Consider the following 14,797-nt stretch of genomic DNA (forward strand, 5'->3'; position numbering starts at 1 on the left):
ATTTTCACTCCATAGAAAAAGGTCAAGACAGATTACTGTTTCAAATTCAGTAAATTGATTATGTCCTGACCTCCTATATTTTATAAAATCTTATATGTTTATATTTTAAAACACCCTATATATTTAGTACATAAGTTGATATGAATGGCGCATGAATGATAAGGTATTCAGCCAAATGCCCTTTCATCAACTGTTGCTGTATGAATTCAAGAGGATATATTGAAATCATATAAAACAAAGTAGCACAAATAATAGTTGAAGAAATCACACTCATTATTACACCTAACGCACGACTTATCAAATTGGGCTTTCTAGATGTTATTACATTATCAAATAGAACGATAATACCATAGCAAAGTAATTTCGTAATAGTTGCTATAATTAAAAATGCTACGATATGATCAAAACGCTGCTGTAGGTTATCAAATTGAAATGCATAGTTCAAATCATATGCACGCGTTTTAGGAAATGGCACAAATAATTCTAATCGCTGTGAAATTTGTGAATGTAAACGATGAGCCACCCAAAGTGAAAACAAGGTTGAACCTAGATGTAATGAACTTAACCAAGCGCCTCTTCTAAATCCAATCATGCCTATGTATAGGAAAATAATTACGATTATTAAATCAATGATCATTATTCTTCTCTATTTTTTAATTGTTTTATTTCTTGTTGTAAACGGTAATTTTCTTCTTCTAGCTGTACTTTTTCATGCATTATGTTTACAGCTGTGAGAATAGCTTTTCTAGTAGTATCAAGACCTGCACTTTTACTAGCTAGTGTTTTCAATCTCTCATCTACTAAATGCGCTACATAACGGATATGCTCAGGGTTGTCCTCTCCGACGATTGTATAATGTTGATCATTTATAGTTACGTTAATCCGATTTTTAAACTCACCCATATAATAACTCCTGACTTTGAATGTAAATTTCCGAACTTATTCTTTCATTAATTCCATTAAGTATGTAATCTAGTTATTTAGAATATTTATCACGAACTATTATACACGACATAATATTAATTTGTAAGTGGTGAGATTTGTTATATTAAAAATTCTTTTGAATTATTTCAATTTTGTCTATATTGATAAAAATTTTCTTCAACTTATACATATGTTATCCATACAATCTATTCTCAAATTTCATACATGTGATATGATGTTAAATGTCTAAAATTTAATTTAGCTACTTATATAAAGCGAGGTCAATTACATGTCTAATGTTGTACACAAATTAACTAAACAACAGATCGATCAATTAATGTCGAAAATATCTTTTGATACTACAAACGTTTCTCAAGGTATGAAAGCTAAAACAAAATATAAAAACACATCTATTTCTGTATATAATTCAAATAAAGTAATGTTTCAAGGTAAAGATGCTGAATCTATCGCAGCACAATTATTACCAAGTGTTGTTCCAGCTAAAAAAAATACAGCTAAATCGTCAAATTCACAGCAAACAATACAATATAATCGTTATAATTGTATTGGTAGTGATGAAGCTGGCAGTGGCGATTACTTTGGACCACTTACGGTATGTGCCGCTTATGTTTCCCAAAAAAATGTTCAAATCTTAAAAACTTTAGGTGTAGATGACTCTAAAAAATTAACCGATGCTAAAATTGTTGAACTGGCAGAACAACTTGTAACTTTCATCCCTCACTCGTTGTTAACCATGAACAATGATAAATATAACGAAAAGCAACAAGTGGGTTGGTCTCAAGTGAAAATGAAAGCTGTTCTACACAATGAAGCTATTAAAAATGTGACACAAAAAGTGGACACAGAGGAATTAGATTATATTGTCATTGACCAATTCGCTGAATCTGGTGTTTACAAGCGCTATGCGTTAACTGAACTACCATTTAGCAGTAAAACCAAATTCGAAACTAAAGGAGAATCTAAATCCATTGCTATTGCAGCTGCAAGCATCATCTCAAGATACGCATTTGTTAAGCACATGGATAGTTTATCTCGTTCAGCCAAAATGGAGATCCCTAAAGGTGCAAGTAATAAAGTTGACTTAACCGCCGCTAAATTAATTGAGCGTAAAGGCATAGCCTATCTTGATAGTATTTCAAAAAAACATTTTGCAAATAGACAAAAGGCTGAAAAACTAGTACAAAAAAAGCATAAATAAACATATATCTCTACATTCAATGTTAGCAGTATTAAATACACTAAATACTGCTAGTCTATATGTAAAACACACCTCCAAATTTGAATTCGTACTAATCCCTGAAAGTTGGACTAAAAATCTAACTTTCAAGGACACATCAAACGGAGGTGTGTTTTTATTTATGGGTTTAAATCATTTTCAATCATTTACCATGCTTGTTATAACCTTAAAAGCATATCGCACTATTTGAGTATAACTATCTGATTGTAGCGCCTTCTGCTTGTAAAGCAGTCAATATTGCTTCATGTACCGCATTCACTTTATCATCTGTAAGTGTATCTTCAGTGTCTAAATATGATAAACGAATTGCAATGGATTTTTCATCTTCAGCGACATGTTCACCTTCATAAACATCAAATACTTCAGCTTCTTGTAATATATCGCCACCATTTTGATGAATTGTATTTACTAATTTTGCTGAAGGCATATCACGGTTGATAACTAACGCAATATCTCTAGATACACCTGGGAATCTAGGTATTGGTTGATAGTTAATATAACCTACAGATACTGCCATTAATTCATCATAATTCAACTCGAATACGTAAGTACGTTTTAAATCATTGTCTTTTTCAATTTGTGGATGTAATTCTCCTACAAATCCAATAACTTTTTCATTTAATTTCACGTAAGCCGTTCTACCTGGGTGTAGACCGTTTATTTCACCAGCTTCATATTCAAATTGTATATCTAACTTCTCAGCCACTCGATCCACAATTCCTTTAGCTACGAAGAAGTCGATTTCTTCCTTCTTACCTTGCCAAGCGTTCACAGTGTAATCACCGGTTAAGATACCACTTAAATATTCAACTTCGTCTGGCAATTCACCTTCACCGTTACCAAAGAAGACACGACCAAGTTCGTATAAGCGCACATGGTTATTTTTACGTGCTACATTGTATGCAACAGCATCAATTAAATGTGGGATTAAACTTTGACGCAACGTAGAGTGAGCTTCACTCATCGGCATTAACAACGCAACTGTATCACGGTTCTGTAATGCAAAGTGGTTAGCTCGTTCTTTATCGACAAGTGAATAATTTATAGCTTGGTTTAAGCCTGCACCTTCTAAGGATGCTTTTACAATACGAGATTTAGACTGTCTATCTGTTAACGAACCATGTGTAACATGTTCAAATACTGGTAATGTTGAAGGAATTTCATCATAACCATATATACGTGCGATTTCTTCAATCAAATCTTCTTTAATTGTGATGTCTTTACGACGTGAAGGCACCATAACAGTTAGTACATCATCATTGTTCGTTGTTTCAAAACCAAGTTGCACGAAGATAGCTTCAATGTCTTTTGCAGCTAGTTCAAAACCAATTGTTTGATTAACTTTTGAAACTGAAATATCAATAGGTGTTACAAACTCACCTAAATCACCTTCAGCAACACGTCCTTGTGTGACAGTACCATCTGCGTATGTTTGAAGTAAATAACAAGCACGATCAACCGCTTCATCTACAAATTCTGTAGCAATTCCTTTTTCAAAACGGCTAGAAGCTTCACTTCTTAAATTCAAACGTCTTGATGTATGGCGAATGGATACTGGATCAAAGATAGCACCTTCAATAACAACATTAGTTGTCGCTTCAGTTACCTCTGAAAAGTCTCCGCCCATCACACCAGCAATAGCGATTGGTGAATTACCGTTTGTAATTACGATATCAGATGCAACTAATTTACGTTCTTGATCATCTAATGTTGTTATAATTTCATCTGCTTTTGCTTGGCGAACTTCGATTTGTTTAGAACCAATTTGGTCTTTATCAAACATGTGTAATGGCTGACCATATTCGATTAAAACATAGTTTGAAATATCAACCACATTATTAATAGGACGAATACCTGCTTTAATCAAACGCATTTGCATCCATTCAGGTGACGGTTTGATTGTCACATCTTTTACAACGCGTGCACTATAATAAGGTACCTTATCGTCATTTTGAATAGTTACACTAATTTCATCATTTGTGTGTTCATCATTTTCATTACTTTGTGTTTCTGGTTTGACCATTGGTACATTATATAATGCTGCTGTCTCGTAAGCTGTACCAATCATACTCAATGCATCAGCTCTATTTGGTGTAAGGTCAAATTCCATAACTTGATCATCTAAATATAATGCACTCAACGCATCTGTTCCTGGAGTCACTTCTGATGAAAATACATAGATACCGTTCTCGAATTGTTTAGGCACTAAGTTAGTTGGTACACCAATTTCTTGAAGTGAACAAATCATGCCTTCTGAACGTTCTCCACGTAACTTTGCACGTTTGATTTTCACTCCGCCAGGTAATCTACCTCCTACTGTTGCGACAATAACTGTTTGACCAGCATCTACATTTGGTGCGCCACAAACGATTTGAACTGGTTCTACTTCACCAATGTCAACTTGACAAACATTGAGTTTATCAGCATCAGGGTGTGCTGCTATTGATTGTACATAGCCTACAACTAGATTTTTAATACCTTTTGTATAATCAATAATATCGTCTACTTCTATTCCAGTGCGTGTGATACGTTCAGCAAGCACGTTAACAGGTTGATTAACCTCAACATATGATTCTAACCATTCTTTTGAAATAAACATTATTTTTCACCTCTATCTTCTACTGCTTTAAATTGACTTAAGAAACGTACATCATTGGTATAGAAATGTCTTATATCTTCAATACCATATTTCAACATTGCAATACGGTCTGGCCCCATCCCAAATGCGAAACCAGAATATTTAGTTGAATCAAATCCTGCCATTTCAAGTACGTTAGGATGTACCATTCCAGCTCCTAATATTTCAATCCAACCTGTGTGTTTACATACATTACAACCATCACCTTTACATTTGAAGCAAGATACATCTACTTCTACTGAAGGTTCTGTGAATGGGAAATAACTTGGACGTAGGCGAATCTCTCTATCTTCACCGAATAATTGTTTTGCCAATAATTCTAATGTCCCTTTTAAATCACTCATTTTAATATTTTCATCTACAACTAATCCTTCAATTTGAGTGAATTGATGGCTATGTGTGGCATCATCTGAGTCACGACGGTAAACTTTTCCTGGACATAAAATTTTAACAGGTCCTTGTCCATTACGCTTTTCCATAGTTCTTGCTTGAACTGGAGATGTGTGTGTACGCATCAATATCTCATCAGTTATGTAAAAACTGTCTTGCATATCTCTAGCTGGATGAGATTTTGGTAAGTTTAATGCTTCAAAATTATAATAATCTTGCTCTACTTCAAAACCATCTACAATTTCGTAACCAAGACCTAAGAATAAATCTTCAATTTCTTCGATTGTGCGTGTTAATGGATGTTTTGCACCATTAGCAATTTTACGGCTAGGTAATGTCACATCGATTTGTTCTTCTTTAAGTTGTTGTTCTAATTGTTCGTTTGCTAACAATTCACGGCGAGAGTCAATCTCACCTTCAATTGTCTGTCTCACTTCGTTTACTTGTTGACCATATGCAGGCTTTTCTTCATTCGGCAAGTCTTTCATATGCTTCATTAAACCAGTAACTGAACCTTTTTTACCTAGATACTTGACCTTTACATCTTGTAATTCTTTTTCATTTCGAGCTTCATTGATATCGACTAATGCTTGTTGTTTTATTTCTGACATAGCTTCTGTTTGTGTCATACTTTACCCTCCTATTTTAAAAATATCATCGAGTTATTTAAATTAAAAAACCGCACAAAAAAAGACTTTCATCCCTTGAAACTGGGACGAAAGCCTTCCGTGGTACCACCCAAATTTATGCATAAGCATACACTTGTTGTCATTGATAACGGAAATGATGTCCGACTTAAATTTCTTTAAGTAACCAAAAAGGTGAAAAAAACTAAATACAGTGGATTATCTTTCAGTCTTGAATAATCTCCCTTATACATCTGTAAGATATAGTTTACGCCTTTTTATCGGTAACTATTTAAATTTCATTGTCTTTATTATATACGATTATTCACAAAAGGGTCAACCTTTCAAGTGATACATTACGATACTTCCTGCAATAGCAACATTTAAACTTTCAGCTTTACCATAAATCGGAATTATTAAATTTTGCGTTGTTTGTTCTAATAATTTCGGATTTACGCCATCACCTTCATTACCTAGTAATAATGCAAATGCATCTTGACTTGAAACTTGATGGTAATCTACTGCATTTTCTAATGCTGTACCATATACTTCACCTTCAAAATTATCAATAAACTCACTTAAATCCTTTGTGACGATTGGTAAATGAAATACGCTTCCTTGACTTGCACGTAATACTTTATCCTGATAAGGGTCTGCAGTGCCCTTTTCAAGCACTATTAAATCTAATCCTACCGCATCTGCAGTGCGGATTAAAGTACCTAAGTTACCTGGATCTTGAATACAATCAATAAGCAACACTTGTTTAGCAGAAGTTATTTCATATTCTGGCTTCTCAATAACAGCGAAAAAACCTTGTGGTGTCACTGTTCCTGATAACACTTCCGCAACTTTCAGATTAATTTCAAATACTTCTTTTGCATAATCCTTTAAGTTGTCATCCAATCTATCTACATCGACAACGTATAACTGTTGGATTATCAAATTACTTTTATATGCTTCTTCGATTAAGTGATAGCCTTCAATCAGTGCTAATCCAGTTTTATCTCTTTCTCGTTTCTTTTTTAATTTATTTGCGCTTTTAACTTTACTATTTTGTGCCGAAGTAATCATTTCCATAGCATAGCCTCTTTACCTTTTTATTTTCAACCTTTGAATAAGTGTGTAATATTTGTATGAATATTTTTTACAATTTTAGAAAACGGTTGTTCTTTTTCTATTAATATACTATCACCATTATATGATATTTCATCTCCTTTAACAGGGGAAATATCATTGTGGAATTGAATTTTCAATGTTTGTGCTACTTGCAAGTTTTTGTCATCCATTACTTGAAAATGGATATGCGGTTCGGATGAATTGCCGGAATTACCAACGTTAGCTATATGTTGACCACGTAATAATTCGTCACCCTTTTCAATTTTGAAGGAATGTGGCTTAATGTGTGCAATTAGACTATATTCTTTGTGACCATGTTTTATAACTATATAATTCCCTTCAGGATGAACTGTATTCATCTCACCCGGTATACAATCCGAGATACCGTCGACAATTTCTTCAACAACTCCGTTCGCTGGAGCAACAATCGGCAAATCATAAATATGATAATTTTCACATTGATTTGAATCACCTTTATATGTAAATCCATCTTCAACTTTTATAAGGTCCATTGCTAATCTCTGGTTTTTATATTGATAGTGATAATTGTTTAACTCATTATCCCCACCCCAATAGACAAAACATTTGGATTTGGTTGGTATCGTATAATATTGTTTCGATTTTTTCATACCACGTTTATGCTTAATCGGTAACAACGTCATACCAATAATCTCTTGATATTTATTCAGAAGAACACTTATCCCTGTTGTCATTTTATCATCAAACCAAATGAATTCATGTTGTCGGTTTATGTGTAAGTGCTTATATAAATGATTTTGACCTCTAATAGCATTATAATTACTTAATATTTGTTCCAAGTCATTTATAGATGTAACATCTTGAAAATATTCACTAAAGTGATTATATAGCCACTGAAATTCGTTGTTTTCTATTTTATTTATAATAATTTGTGCATTTATCGTTTCCATCAATTTTACACAACCCATCAGTTGATAATAAAAAATCCTATCTCTAAAATAAAAAATCGCTCAAAAATTATCAAGTGAATAATTAATGAACGATTCGATTAGGTTATAATGTAACCTTTAAATTATTAAAATTATTTAGATACAACATCTTCGCCATTGTATGAACCACAGTTCTTACATACACGGTGAGATAATTTGTATTCTCCACAATTTGGGCATTCTGTCATACCAGGTACTGAAATTTTAAAATGCGTACGACGTTTATTTTTTCTTGTTTTTGACGTTCTTCTTTTTGGTACTGCCATGATAATCCTCCTTATATTCAAACACTAAATAGATATTTTTAGACTCAATAATCCATTATACTATAGATTAGTTAAATCCGCTATTGCTCTTCGTCATATAATTGTTGTAGTTTTTGAAGCCTAGGATCGATTTGCTCTGATTCGGAAGATTCCTTCTCTTGTGCAAGTTCAATCGCTTGTTCTTCGTCAATAACTTCCCAACCTTTACCTTCTCGTAACATCTGATCGCTTTCATTTGAAAAAGCACGCATTGGCTTTTCAATAATAACTAATTCTTCAGCAATATCCTTTAGATTTATCATACCGTTTGTTGCATCATGGTAATGTTCATCATCTTCTTCATCGTTGCCATATTGCTCGTATCCTTCTAAATCAAAAATCTCTTGAGATTTGATATCTAAAGGTACTTCAACTGGAACCAATGTACGTGCACACGCCATTGTGTATGTTCCTGTTATATGCATATCTGCAATGACTTCATTTGATTTGACGGTTAATTCACCCTCAACATCAATATCAGATAGATCTATTAAATCTAATGATTTTACTAAATAATCAAAATTAACCGTTTGATGGAACTCAAATGGTTTATCTTGGAATTTTCTTAATTGTGTTATTGACCATTTCATATGGCTTCACCTCTATCAAGCACAAAATTTATTTTAACTTTATAGACATAAGTTGTCAAGATTTTTTCTTAACACAATTATATCTGTTACAATAACTATAATGAATTCTGAAAGGAAGAATTGCAAATGAAAAGTGTTGCACTAGTCACTGAATATAATCCTTTCCACAATGGTCACTTATACCATGCTCAGCAATCAAAGTCAATAACCGGCTCTGAAGTTTCTGTCGCAATAATGAGTGGAAGCTTTGTGATGAGAGGACAACCAGCAATTTATAATAAATTTAAGCGCACGCGTATGGCATTAAGTGCGGTCGACTTGGTAATTGAACTTCCTATCTTCGCATCGTTATCGGCTGGACAATATTTTGCTGAATTAGCCGTAAAAGTTGCTGATTATTTAAATATTGATCATTTATCTTTTGGTAGTGAGTCTGGAAACATTGATGCATTTTTGACATTAGCAAAAGACATCTCAAATGCAGAACAATCATTACAATTTGCCGAAAAAACAAAAGAAGGTAAAAGTTATCCTAGAATCTTAAGTGAAATAATAACAAACAATGAGTTGCTATCTTCACCAAATAATACACTAGGTATTTCTTATATCAGAGCAATTCAAAAATGGGCGCCAACTATACAACCATGGACTATACCACGTTTACAAAGTGCACATCATGACATAGAAATAGCAAACTTAGGTTTTGCGAGTGGCACATCAATTCGCAAATCACTTCAAAATGCTAATACCCAATGGAAACAAGTAGTTCCGGAATCTTTACACCCCTACTATACTGTCCCAAATGTTTCAGTTGCTGACACATTCAATTATTTAAAATACGCAATATTAAGCCAAGATACAGATTCCTTAAATCAAATCTATACCATGAGTGAAGGTTTCGAAAATCGTGTTATTCAGTTTATTGACCAAGCAGAAAATTTCGAACAGTTTATGACACTATTAAAAACGAAGCGCTTTACCTATACACATATCCAACGGTTGTTAATGAATATTTTATTGAATTTTAAACAGCAACAAAAGCCTGAAGCAATAGATGCCGTTAGGGTTTTAGGAATGACTCAGAAAGGACAACAGTATTTAAAACAATTGAAACAGCTCTTCCCTGAACGCAATTATATTACTCAACTCAATAAACAAAATGCACATTTTTTCAAGCATGAAATACATGCAACAAAAATTTATAACCTCATTTCAGGTGAAACTGCCGATGATTTCAATACACACGTCATACGCCTTTAACGCCCATCTTTATAACATAAATTCATAAACTTTATTAATCTAAAATACTTGTTTATAAAAATAAAAAAAGAGTGGTTCAATAATCAATATCTTTAAATTAGATTATCGAACTACTCTTTTTTTATTTCTTAAATTTTTCATTTAAAGCTTTTTCAACATGTACAGGTACAAAGTCTGACACGTTTGCTTTATATGCTGCTACTTCTTTTACTACACTGGAACTTATAAACGAATAATTTGTACTCGTCATCATATACATCGTTTCTACGTTGCTGTTAAGTTTTTTATTCATAGATGTTAGTCTTAACTCATATTCAAAGTCACTCACAGCTCTTAATCCTCTGATTATTGTTTGTGCACCGATTTCGTCACAAAAATCAACCAACAATCCATTAAAATGATGCACTGTCACATTATTTAAATGTTTTACTGATTCCTCAATTAGCTCAATACGTTCTTCAATCGAAAAAGTACCTGCTTTGCTACTGTTTTTCAAAACACAAATGTGTAATTCGTCAAAGCGATCCGCACTTCTATCTATAATATCAATATGGCCGTACGTAATTGGATCAAAACTCCCTGGAATGACTGCTTTAGTTGTAGACATTTTAATCTCCCTTTTCTAATAACAAAGTGTCTGTCAATCCATAATGATAACGTTTTATCACATGGAATGGCTCAGTTTTTATATTCTCGTGATGATGGAACTCACAAACGATAATACCATTTTCTTTTAACAAATTAAACTTTGCGATACCTTCAAGCGCTTCATCTATCAAACCTTTTTCATAAGGAGGATCTAAAAATATCACATCAAATTGTATATCTCGCTTAGATAATGCTTTTAAAGCCCGGTCGGCACTGTTTTTATATACTTCTGCTTGTGCTTCAATACTTAATGCTCTTAAATTTGCTTTAATCACTTTTACCGCTTTAAAATTTTGGTCGACAAAAATCATTTGATCCATACCACGTGACAAAGCTTCGATCCCTAAAGCACCACTTCCAGCAAATAAATCCAAGCCTATGCCTGAAACTTCATGTAAACTATTAAAAATACCTTCTTTGACTTTATCCATTGTTGGTCTCGTATTGCGTCCTTCCATACTTTCTAACGCTTTACTTTTATGGATTCCAGATATTACTCTCATGTAATAGACACTTCCATTCTTAAAATAAATTTTATATAATGCTTAATGCACGATTAAGGAGGAACAATATCAATGAAACAATCATTTATAAAATTAGGTGAAGGGCTAACAGATTTGTTTGAATTTAATACATTAATCGAATACAATTTCGAAAGAATCGATCATCTTGTGTATTTCCATTCACCTAAATCTGAAAAACAACGTTCATCTGTCGCTCTAATTATGAAACCAACTAGTGGTCAGCATTTTCAAGCAATGTATATTATGCTAAATGCACTTAATTATCCATATCCAACTGCAAACAAAAAATTTGAAATGATTAACAATCAAGCAGCTAAATATAATATAGACGTAAAAGCCGTTGAAGTTCAACCTCTCGAAGTATTCCACGAAACTGAGCTGTATTTCAATTATTTAACTAGCGTCTTAAGATTACAAAGATGGATACCACCTTTACAATAAAGAAAAAAATAAGCCACACTAGACAGTCGTTGTACTATTGTGGCTTCCATATATTCATCCGCTAATGAAACTATTATTTATATACTATTGATTTGCAAAGGTTATGACCAAAAGTATAACTTACATGATTTCATGCTGCTCTTTTTCATAAGTTTTCTTCAAATACTTATAAGGTGAACCTTCTACATGTTTAACATATTTAAGTTTCATCAATTTGTTTACAATCTCATCCGCTTCTGCCTCGTTAATATACATAACTACGAAACGACTTTGTCTATTTGCACTTACAATATGACCAAATTTTCTTATCTGTCTTTCATGTTTCATATGTTTCAAATATATAATCAAACTTACTCTAGGTATAATATTCATTTCTTATCACTCCAATTATTAGCCATTATATAATATCATGTCTTTTTCCATTTATAAATAACAATTATTTTGAACTCTCTTGTACTTTTGCTATATTACTTTATATACACAACTTGAGGAGGAATTTTCGTGACTAAATTCAACAAACTAATTAAAGGTGGATTTTTAGGTACTGTTGGCTTAATAGGAAGCATTTTCTTTTATACTAAATACAGCACTAAACCACATAATCAAAGTATACCACCTTTCTTTTCTAAACCTGCACCATATATTTTTGCACATCGCGGTGGTATGGCGGTTAGACCCGAACAAACTAAATTAGCTTTTGATAACGCGGTTGCCCACGAAATAGATGGATTTGAAACAGATGTAAGATTAACTAAAGATCATGAACTTGTTGTTTTTTATGATAATGACGTAGATCGTACTACGAATGGTTCAGGAAAAATATCAGAACATACTTTAGCAGAACTTAAACAATTAGATGCTGGCTACCATTTCACTGATATCAATGGCGTTCAACCTTATCGCGGCCATGAAGATGCAAAAATTTTAACGTTTGATGAATTATTAAAAACGTATCCAAATCAACTTATAAGTGTTAATTTACAAGATGACCCAAAAAGTGAACAAGGTCAACTTGCCCCTGAAATCATCTACGAAATTATCGTTGCTAATAATGCACAACAACGTGTTTTAGTATCAAGTTTCTACAGTAAACAGATTGAACGATTTAATATAATAAGTAATGGCACTGTAGCTACTGGTGCAAGTCAAAATGAAGTAATAGAAGGTTTATTGAAATTTTACACCGGTCTGGGTAACACTTTTCAACCTCGTGCCAATACGTTCCAATTATTTGTATCATTTAAAGGCATAAAGTTAACTTCACCTAAGTTTATTAAATGGTTAAACGAACGCAATATTGTCCCAGGTTATTGTGGTGTGAATAACCTTGATTTAATGAACGATTTAGTTTTTTACGGTGCACACACATTAGTAACTGACAGACCTGATTTAGCACAACGATTTAAAAATACTTACCATTAAAATAAAAAACAGGCCAACGATACCAAAATACATTTTTGATTTCGTTGGCCTGTTTTATTTATAACGAACAGCTACATGATCCACCTGTTGCACAACCACCTGCGTCTTTTTGAAAGAATGGGTTGCCCGCTTCAATCTTTACATTTTCAGAAACAGCATATGCAATTTTCACAATTACTTGATCAATTAATTCCTGCAATGCAACTTCTTTTTGTTTGTGATCCATAACGACTGGCAGCATTTCATAAGCCCTTTTACGTTTGCGTGTATCTAACATCACGCTTTGATAATCTGGGTGATATTTACCAAAACGCATAATTTCATCATATTTATCTTTTGACTTTAAAAAAGCTTGATACAAGAGATGTGCTTCGTCATTATCAGCAAGCGCTTGTTCTGCCTCTCTGTACTCTTGATACAAACGTGATTCTAATATTTTATCGCTTAAGGCTTCTATTTCATCGAGTACGGTCAGCGTTTCTTCAGTTATCATAATCAACTAACTCCTATCTATTTATCTTCTACAAAAATGAGCGTATAGTAACCATTCGTTACTTCTCCACCCATTTCATTATATTTTGAGTTCAACATTCTAGATCGATGAATATCCGAATTTAACCAACTATGAATAAGTGTTGGCACTTCATTGAAATCATAACCTACGTTTTGGCTCGTAGATACGAATGGTATCTCTTGCTCATTCAATTGCTGTTTTAAGGCATCTTCAGTAAATTCAACACTATCAGTCCCAATTGCTTCATACAAGTTAAATGATGCAATATGAGCTAAATCATTATTTATACGCAATGGTTTAGCATCTTTTAATTTTCTCATTTCATTAGTAATTTCATACAAAGTCATCAATTGGTTGGCATTTTGCTCATATGGTAAATCTTTTTGCTTACGTGCAATTTCCTCATCGTCTTTATCACTCAACATTTGATAAGGTTTGAACGCTGCTAATGCATCACTATCTAAATACCTTACCGCAACAATTTTATTAGCTTGTTGATCAATATAGATTTGAGCATAAATGTTTTTAAATTTTATAAGCGTTTGAGTTTTCATATCTGAATCGGAAATTTCTAATTCATATTTTTTTCCATTCGCCTTGATTGTCGGTTCTGGATTAATACTAAATTTCTCAAATACATTTGAAGCATTATCAGATATTTTAACTGGATTTACTTTTGCTTCTTTTCCAGTAGCATATACAGATTTAATTATATTATGTTTAGTAGTAACTAAATAATATTGATCCTTTTCTTTAAATACATAATTTTTAAAATCACCTTTATATGAATACACTCTTTCAGCTTGTCCATATGTATCTGTAAGTTTTTTTAGGTTTTGGCCAACCCAAGTTCCTATCCCTTCCTTGGGCATTGGATTTTCAACATTTTGCTCATTTTTTTGAAAGTCTTTGTTTTGAGTTGTTTTTGTCGAATTTTTATTTGGATTTTCCAAAACATCAAACTTCAAACGTGGCGAGTAAAAAAGATATATCAAGAAAGAAATCAATAATAGCACACCAATAACTTTAATTATTAGTTTTTTCATCACTCACCCACCTATAGTTATCTTTTATTTATTGTACATGTTTCAATATATCACAAGCAAGGTATGTCATTATATAATGACGAATTAATAAAATTTATACGCTTTTCTATACGCATACACTTTTCTA

At 32.7% G+C, this 14,797-nt stretch carries 17 protein-coding genes; 4 read left to right on the forward strand and 13 right to left on the reverse strand.

Annotated features, from left to right (window positions below):
- Nucleotides 1-115: 115 nt before the first annotated feature.
- Both ACM591_RS09985 and zapA read right to left on the reverse strand, forming a co-directional pair.
- Entirely contained in the window at nucleotides 116-637 is a 522-nt protein-coding gene (locus ACM591_RS09985; protein WP_326026862.1) for a CvpA family protein, read from the reverse strand.
- On the reverse strand, nucleotides 637-903 hold the full coding sequence (gene zapA / locus ACM591_RS09990) for a cell division protein ZapA (protein WP_017724187.1): 267 nt from the start codon (nucleotides 901-903) through the stop codon (nucleotides 637-639). The genes ACM591_RS09985 and zapA overlap by 1 nt, the downstream gene beginning before the upstream one ends.
- 310 nt (nucleotides 904-1,213) lie before the next feature.
- Between zapA and rnhC the strand changes: the two genes are divergently transcribed.
- Nucleotides 1,214-2,143, forward strand: a complete 930-nt coding sequence (gene rnhC / locus ACM591_RS09995) for a ribonuclease HIII (protein ID WP_038678310.1) — start codon at nucleotides 1,214-1,216, stop codon at nucleotides 2,141-2,143.
- Between the two features lie 235 nt (nucleotides 2,144-2,378).
- Here the strand turns inward: rnhC and pheT are convergent, their stop codons facing one another.
- From pheT to ACM591_RS10025, 6 genes are all read right to left on the reverse strand, one after another.
- Nucleotides 2,379-4,781, reverse strand: a complete 2,403-nt coding sequence (gene pheT, locus ACM591_RS10000) for a phenylalanine--tRNA ligase subunit beta (RefSeq protein WP_058625607.1) — start codon at nucleotides 4,779-4,781, stop codon at nucleotides 2,379-2,381.
- Nucleotides 4,781-5,839, reverse strand: coding sequence for a phenylalanine--tRNA ligase subunit alpha (gene pheS, locus ACM591_RS10005; protein ID WP_029379038.1), 1,059 nt, complete (start codon nucleotides 5,837-5,839; stop codon nucleotides 4,781-4,783). Before pheS ends, pheT begins: the two co-directional genes overlap by 1 nt.
- Nucleotides 5,840-6,172: 333 nt before the next feature.
- Nucleotides 6,173-6,913: a TrmH family RNA methyltransferase gene (locus ACM591_RS10010; protein WP_029379039.1), complete on the reverse strand. Its 741-nt coding sequence runs from the start codon at nucleotides 6,911-6,913 to the stop codon at nucleotides 6,173-6,175.
- A gap of 26 nt (nucleotides 6,914-6,939) precedes the next feature.
- Entirely contained in the window at nucleotides 6,940-7,899 is a 960-nt protein-coding gene (locus tag ACM591_RS10015) for a M23 family metallopeptidase (protein ID WP_225489227.1), read from the reverse strand.
- Between the two features lie 113 nt (nucleotides 7,900-8,012).
- Nucleotides 8,013-8,186, reverse strand: a complete 174-nt coding sequence (rpmF, locus tag ACM591_RS10020; protein ID WP_029379041.1) for a 50S ribosomal protein L32 — start codon at nucleotides 8,184-8,186, stop codon at nucleotides 8,013-8,015.
- Between the two features lie 80 nt (nucleotides 8,187-8,266).
- On the reverse strand, nucleotides 8,267-8,815 hold the full coding sequence (locus tag ACM591_RS10025) for a YceD family protein (protein WP_029379042.1): 549 nt from the start codon (nucleotides 8,813-8,815) through the stop codon (nucleotides 8,267-8,269).
- 126 nt (nucleotides 8,816-8,941) lie between these two features.
- Here ACM591_RS10025 and ACM591_RS10030 point away from each other — a divergent pair, with 126 nt between their 5' ends.
- A complete protein-coding gene (locus ACM591_RS10030; RefSeq protein ID WP_029379043.1) occupies nucleotides 8,942-10,075 on the forward strand; it encodes a nucleotidyltransferase in 1,134 nt (377 codons plus the stop codon).
- Nucleotides 10,076-10,196: 121 nt separating this feature from the next.
- On the opposite strand, the gene coaD is transcribed toward ACM591_RS10030, so the two are convergent.
- Both coaD and rsmD read right to left on the reverse strand, forming a co-directional pair.
- On the reverse strand, nucleotides 10,197-10,682 hold the full coding sequence (gene coaD / locus ACM591_RS10035) for a pantetheine-phosphate adenylyltransferase (RefSeq protein ID WP_029379044.1): 486 nt from the start codon (nucleotides 10,680-10,682) through the stop codon (nucleotides 10,197-10,199).
- A 1-nt stretch (nucleotide 10,683) separates the two neighbouring features.
- Entirely contained in the window at nucleotides 10,684-11,226 is a 543-nt protein-coding gene (gene rsmD, locus ACM591_RS10040; RefSeq protein ID WP_029379045.1) for a 16S rRNA (guanine(966)-N(2))-methyltransferase RsmD, read from the reverse strand.
- A 72-nt stretch (nucleotides 11,227-11,298) separates the two neighbouring features.
- Here rsmD and ACM591_RS10045 point away from each other — a divergent pair, with 72 nt between their 5' ends.
- On the forward strand, nucleotides 11,299-11,688 hold the full coding sequence (locus ACM591_RS10045) for a DUF7147 family protein (protein ID WP_029379046.1): 390 nt from the start codon (nucleotides 11,299-11,301) through the stop codon (nucleotides 11,686-11,688).
- 120 nt (nucleotides 11,689-11,808) lie between these two features.
- Here ACM591_RS10045 and ACM591_RS10050 read toward each other — a convergent pair whose 3' ends face one another.
- Nucleotides 11,809-12,060: a DUF2129 domain-containing protein gene (locus ACM591_RS10050; protein ID WP_029379047.1), complete on the reverse strand. Its 252-nt coding sequence runs from the start codon at nucleotides 12,058-12,060 to the stop codon at nucleotides 11,809-11,811.
- Nucleotides 12,061-12,189: 129 nt separating this feature from the next.
- Between ACM591_RS10050 and ACM591_RS10055 the strand changes: the two genes are divergently transcribed.
- Nucleotides 12,190-13,110: a glycerophosphodiester phosphodiesterase gene (locus ACM591_RS10055; protein WP_029379048.1), complete on the forward strand. Its 921-nt coding sequence runs from the start codon at nucleotides 12,190-12,192 to the stop codon at nucleotides 13,108-13,110.
- Between the two features lie 58 nt (nucleotides 13,111-13,168).
- On the opposite strand, the gene ACM591_RS10060 is transcribed toward ACM591_RS10055, so the two are convergent.
- Both ACM591_RS10060 and ACM591_RS10065 read right to left on the reverse strand, forming a co-directional pair.
- Nucleotides 13,169-13,603: a YlbF family regulator gene (locus ACM591_RS10060; RefSeq protein WP_029379049.1), complete on the reverse strand. Its 435-nt coding sequence runs from the start codon at nucleotides 13,601-13,603 to the stop codon at nucleotides 13,169-13,171.
- 17 nt (nucleotides 13,604-13,620) lie between these two features.
- Nucleotides 13,621-14,670 (reverse strand): CAP-associated domain-containing protein, encoded by a 1,050-nt coding sequence (locus ACM591_RS10065; RefSeq protein ID WP_029379050.1) that lies wholly within the window; start codon nucleotides 14,668-14,670, stop codon nucleotides 13,621-13,623.
- Nucleotides 14,671-14,797: the final 127 nt, after the last annotated feature.

Source organism: Staphylococcus sp. Ze2 (assembly GCF_048568365.1).
In the GTDB taxonomy this organism is placed as follows: Bacteria; Bacillota; Bacilli; order Staphylococcales; family Staphylococcaceae; genus Staphylococcus; species Staphylococcus xylosus.

What these genes read in the sequence shown, in the direction of transcription:
- ACM591_RS09985 (WP_326026862.1), bottom strand. Translation starts at nt 637, where the DNA reads ATGATCATTGATTTAATAATCGTAATTATTTTCCTATACATAGGCATG.
- zapA (WP_017724187.1), bottom strand. Translation starts at nt 903, where the DNA reads ATGGGTGAGTTTAAAAATCGGATTAACGTAACTATAAATGATCAACAT.
- rnhC (WP_038678310.1), top strand. Translation starts at nt 1,214, where the DNA reads ATGTCTAATGTTGTACACAAATTAACTAAACAACAGATCGATCAATTA.
- pheT (WP_058625607.1), bottom strand. Translation starts at nt 4,781, where the DNA reads ATGTTTATTTCAAAAGAATGGTTAGAATCATATGTTGAGGTTAATCAA.
- pheS (WP_029379038.1), bottom strand. Translation starts at nt 5,839, where the DNA reads ATGACACAAACAGAAGCTATGTCAGAAATAAAACAACAAGCATTAGTC.
- ACM591_RS10010 (WP_029379039.1), bottom strand. Translation starts at nt 6,913, where the DNA reads ATGGAAATGATTACTTCGGCACAAAATAGTAAAGTTAAAAGCGCAAAT.
- ACM591_RS10015 (WP_225489227.1), bottom strand. Translation starts at nt 7,899, where the DNA reads ATGGGTTGTGTAAAATTGATGGAAACGATAAATGCACAAATTATTATA.
- rpmF (WP_029379041.1), bottom strand. Translation starts at nt 8,186, where the DNA reads ATGGCAGTACCAAAAAGAAGAACGTCAAAAACAAGAAAAAATAAACGT.
- ACM591_RS10025 (WP_029379042.1), bottom strand. Translation starts at nt 8,815, where the DNA reads ATGAAATGGTCAATAACACAATTAAGAAAATTCCAAGATAAACCATTT.
- ACM591_RS10030 (WP_029379043.1), top strand. Translation starts at nt 8,942, where the DNA reads ATGAAAAGTGTTGCACTAGTCACTGAATATAATCCTTTCCACAATGGT.
- coaD (WP_029379044.1), bottom strand. Translation starts at nt 10,682, where the DNA reads ATGTCTACAACTAAAGCAGTCATTCCAGGGAGTTTTGATCCAATTACG.
- rsmD (WP_029379045.1), bottom strand. Translation starts at nt 11,226, where the DNA reads ATGAGAGTAATATCTGGAATCCATAAAAGTAAAGCGTTAGAAAGTATG.
- ACM591_RS10045 (WP_029379046.1), top strand. Translation starts at nt 11,299, where the DNA reads ATGAAACAATCATTTATAAAATTAGGTGAAGGGCTAACAGATTTGTTT.
- ACM591_RS10050 (WP_029379047.1), bottom strand. Translation starts at nt 12,060, where the DNA reads ATGAATATTATACCTAGAGTAAGTTTGATTATATATTTGAAACATATG.
- ACM591_RS10060 (WP_029379049.1), bottom strand. Translation starts at nt 13,603, where the DNA reads ATGATAACTGAAGAAACGCTGACCGTACTCGATGAAATAGAAGCCTTA.
- ACM591_RS10065 (WP_029379050.1), bottom strand. Translation starts at nt 14,670, where the DNA reads ATGAAAAAACTAATAATTAAAGTTATTGGTGTGCTATTATTGATTTCT.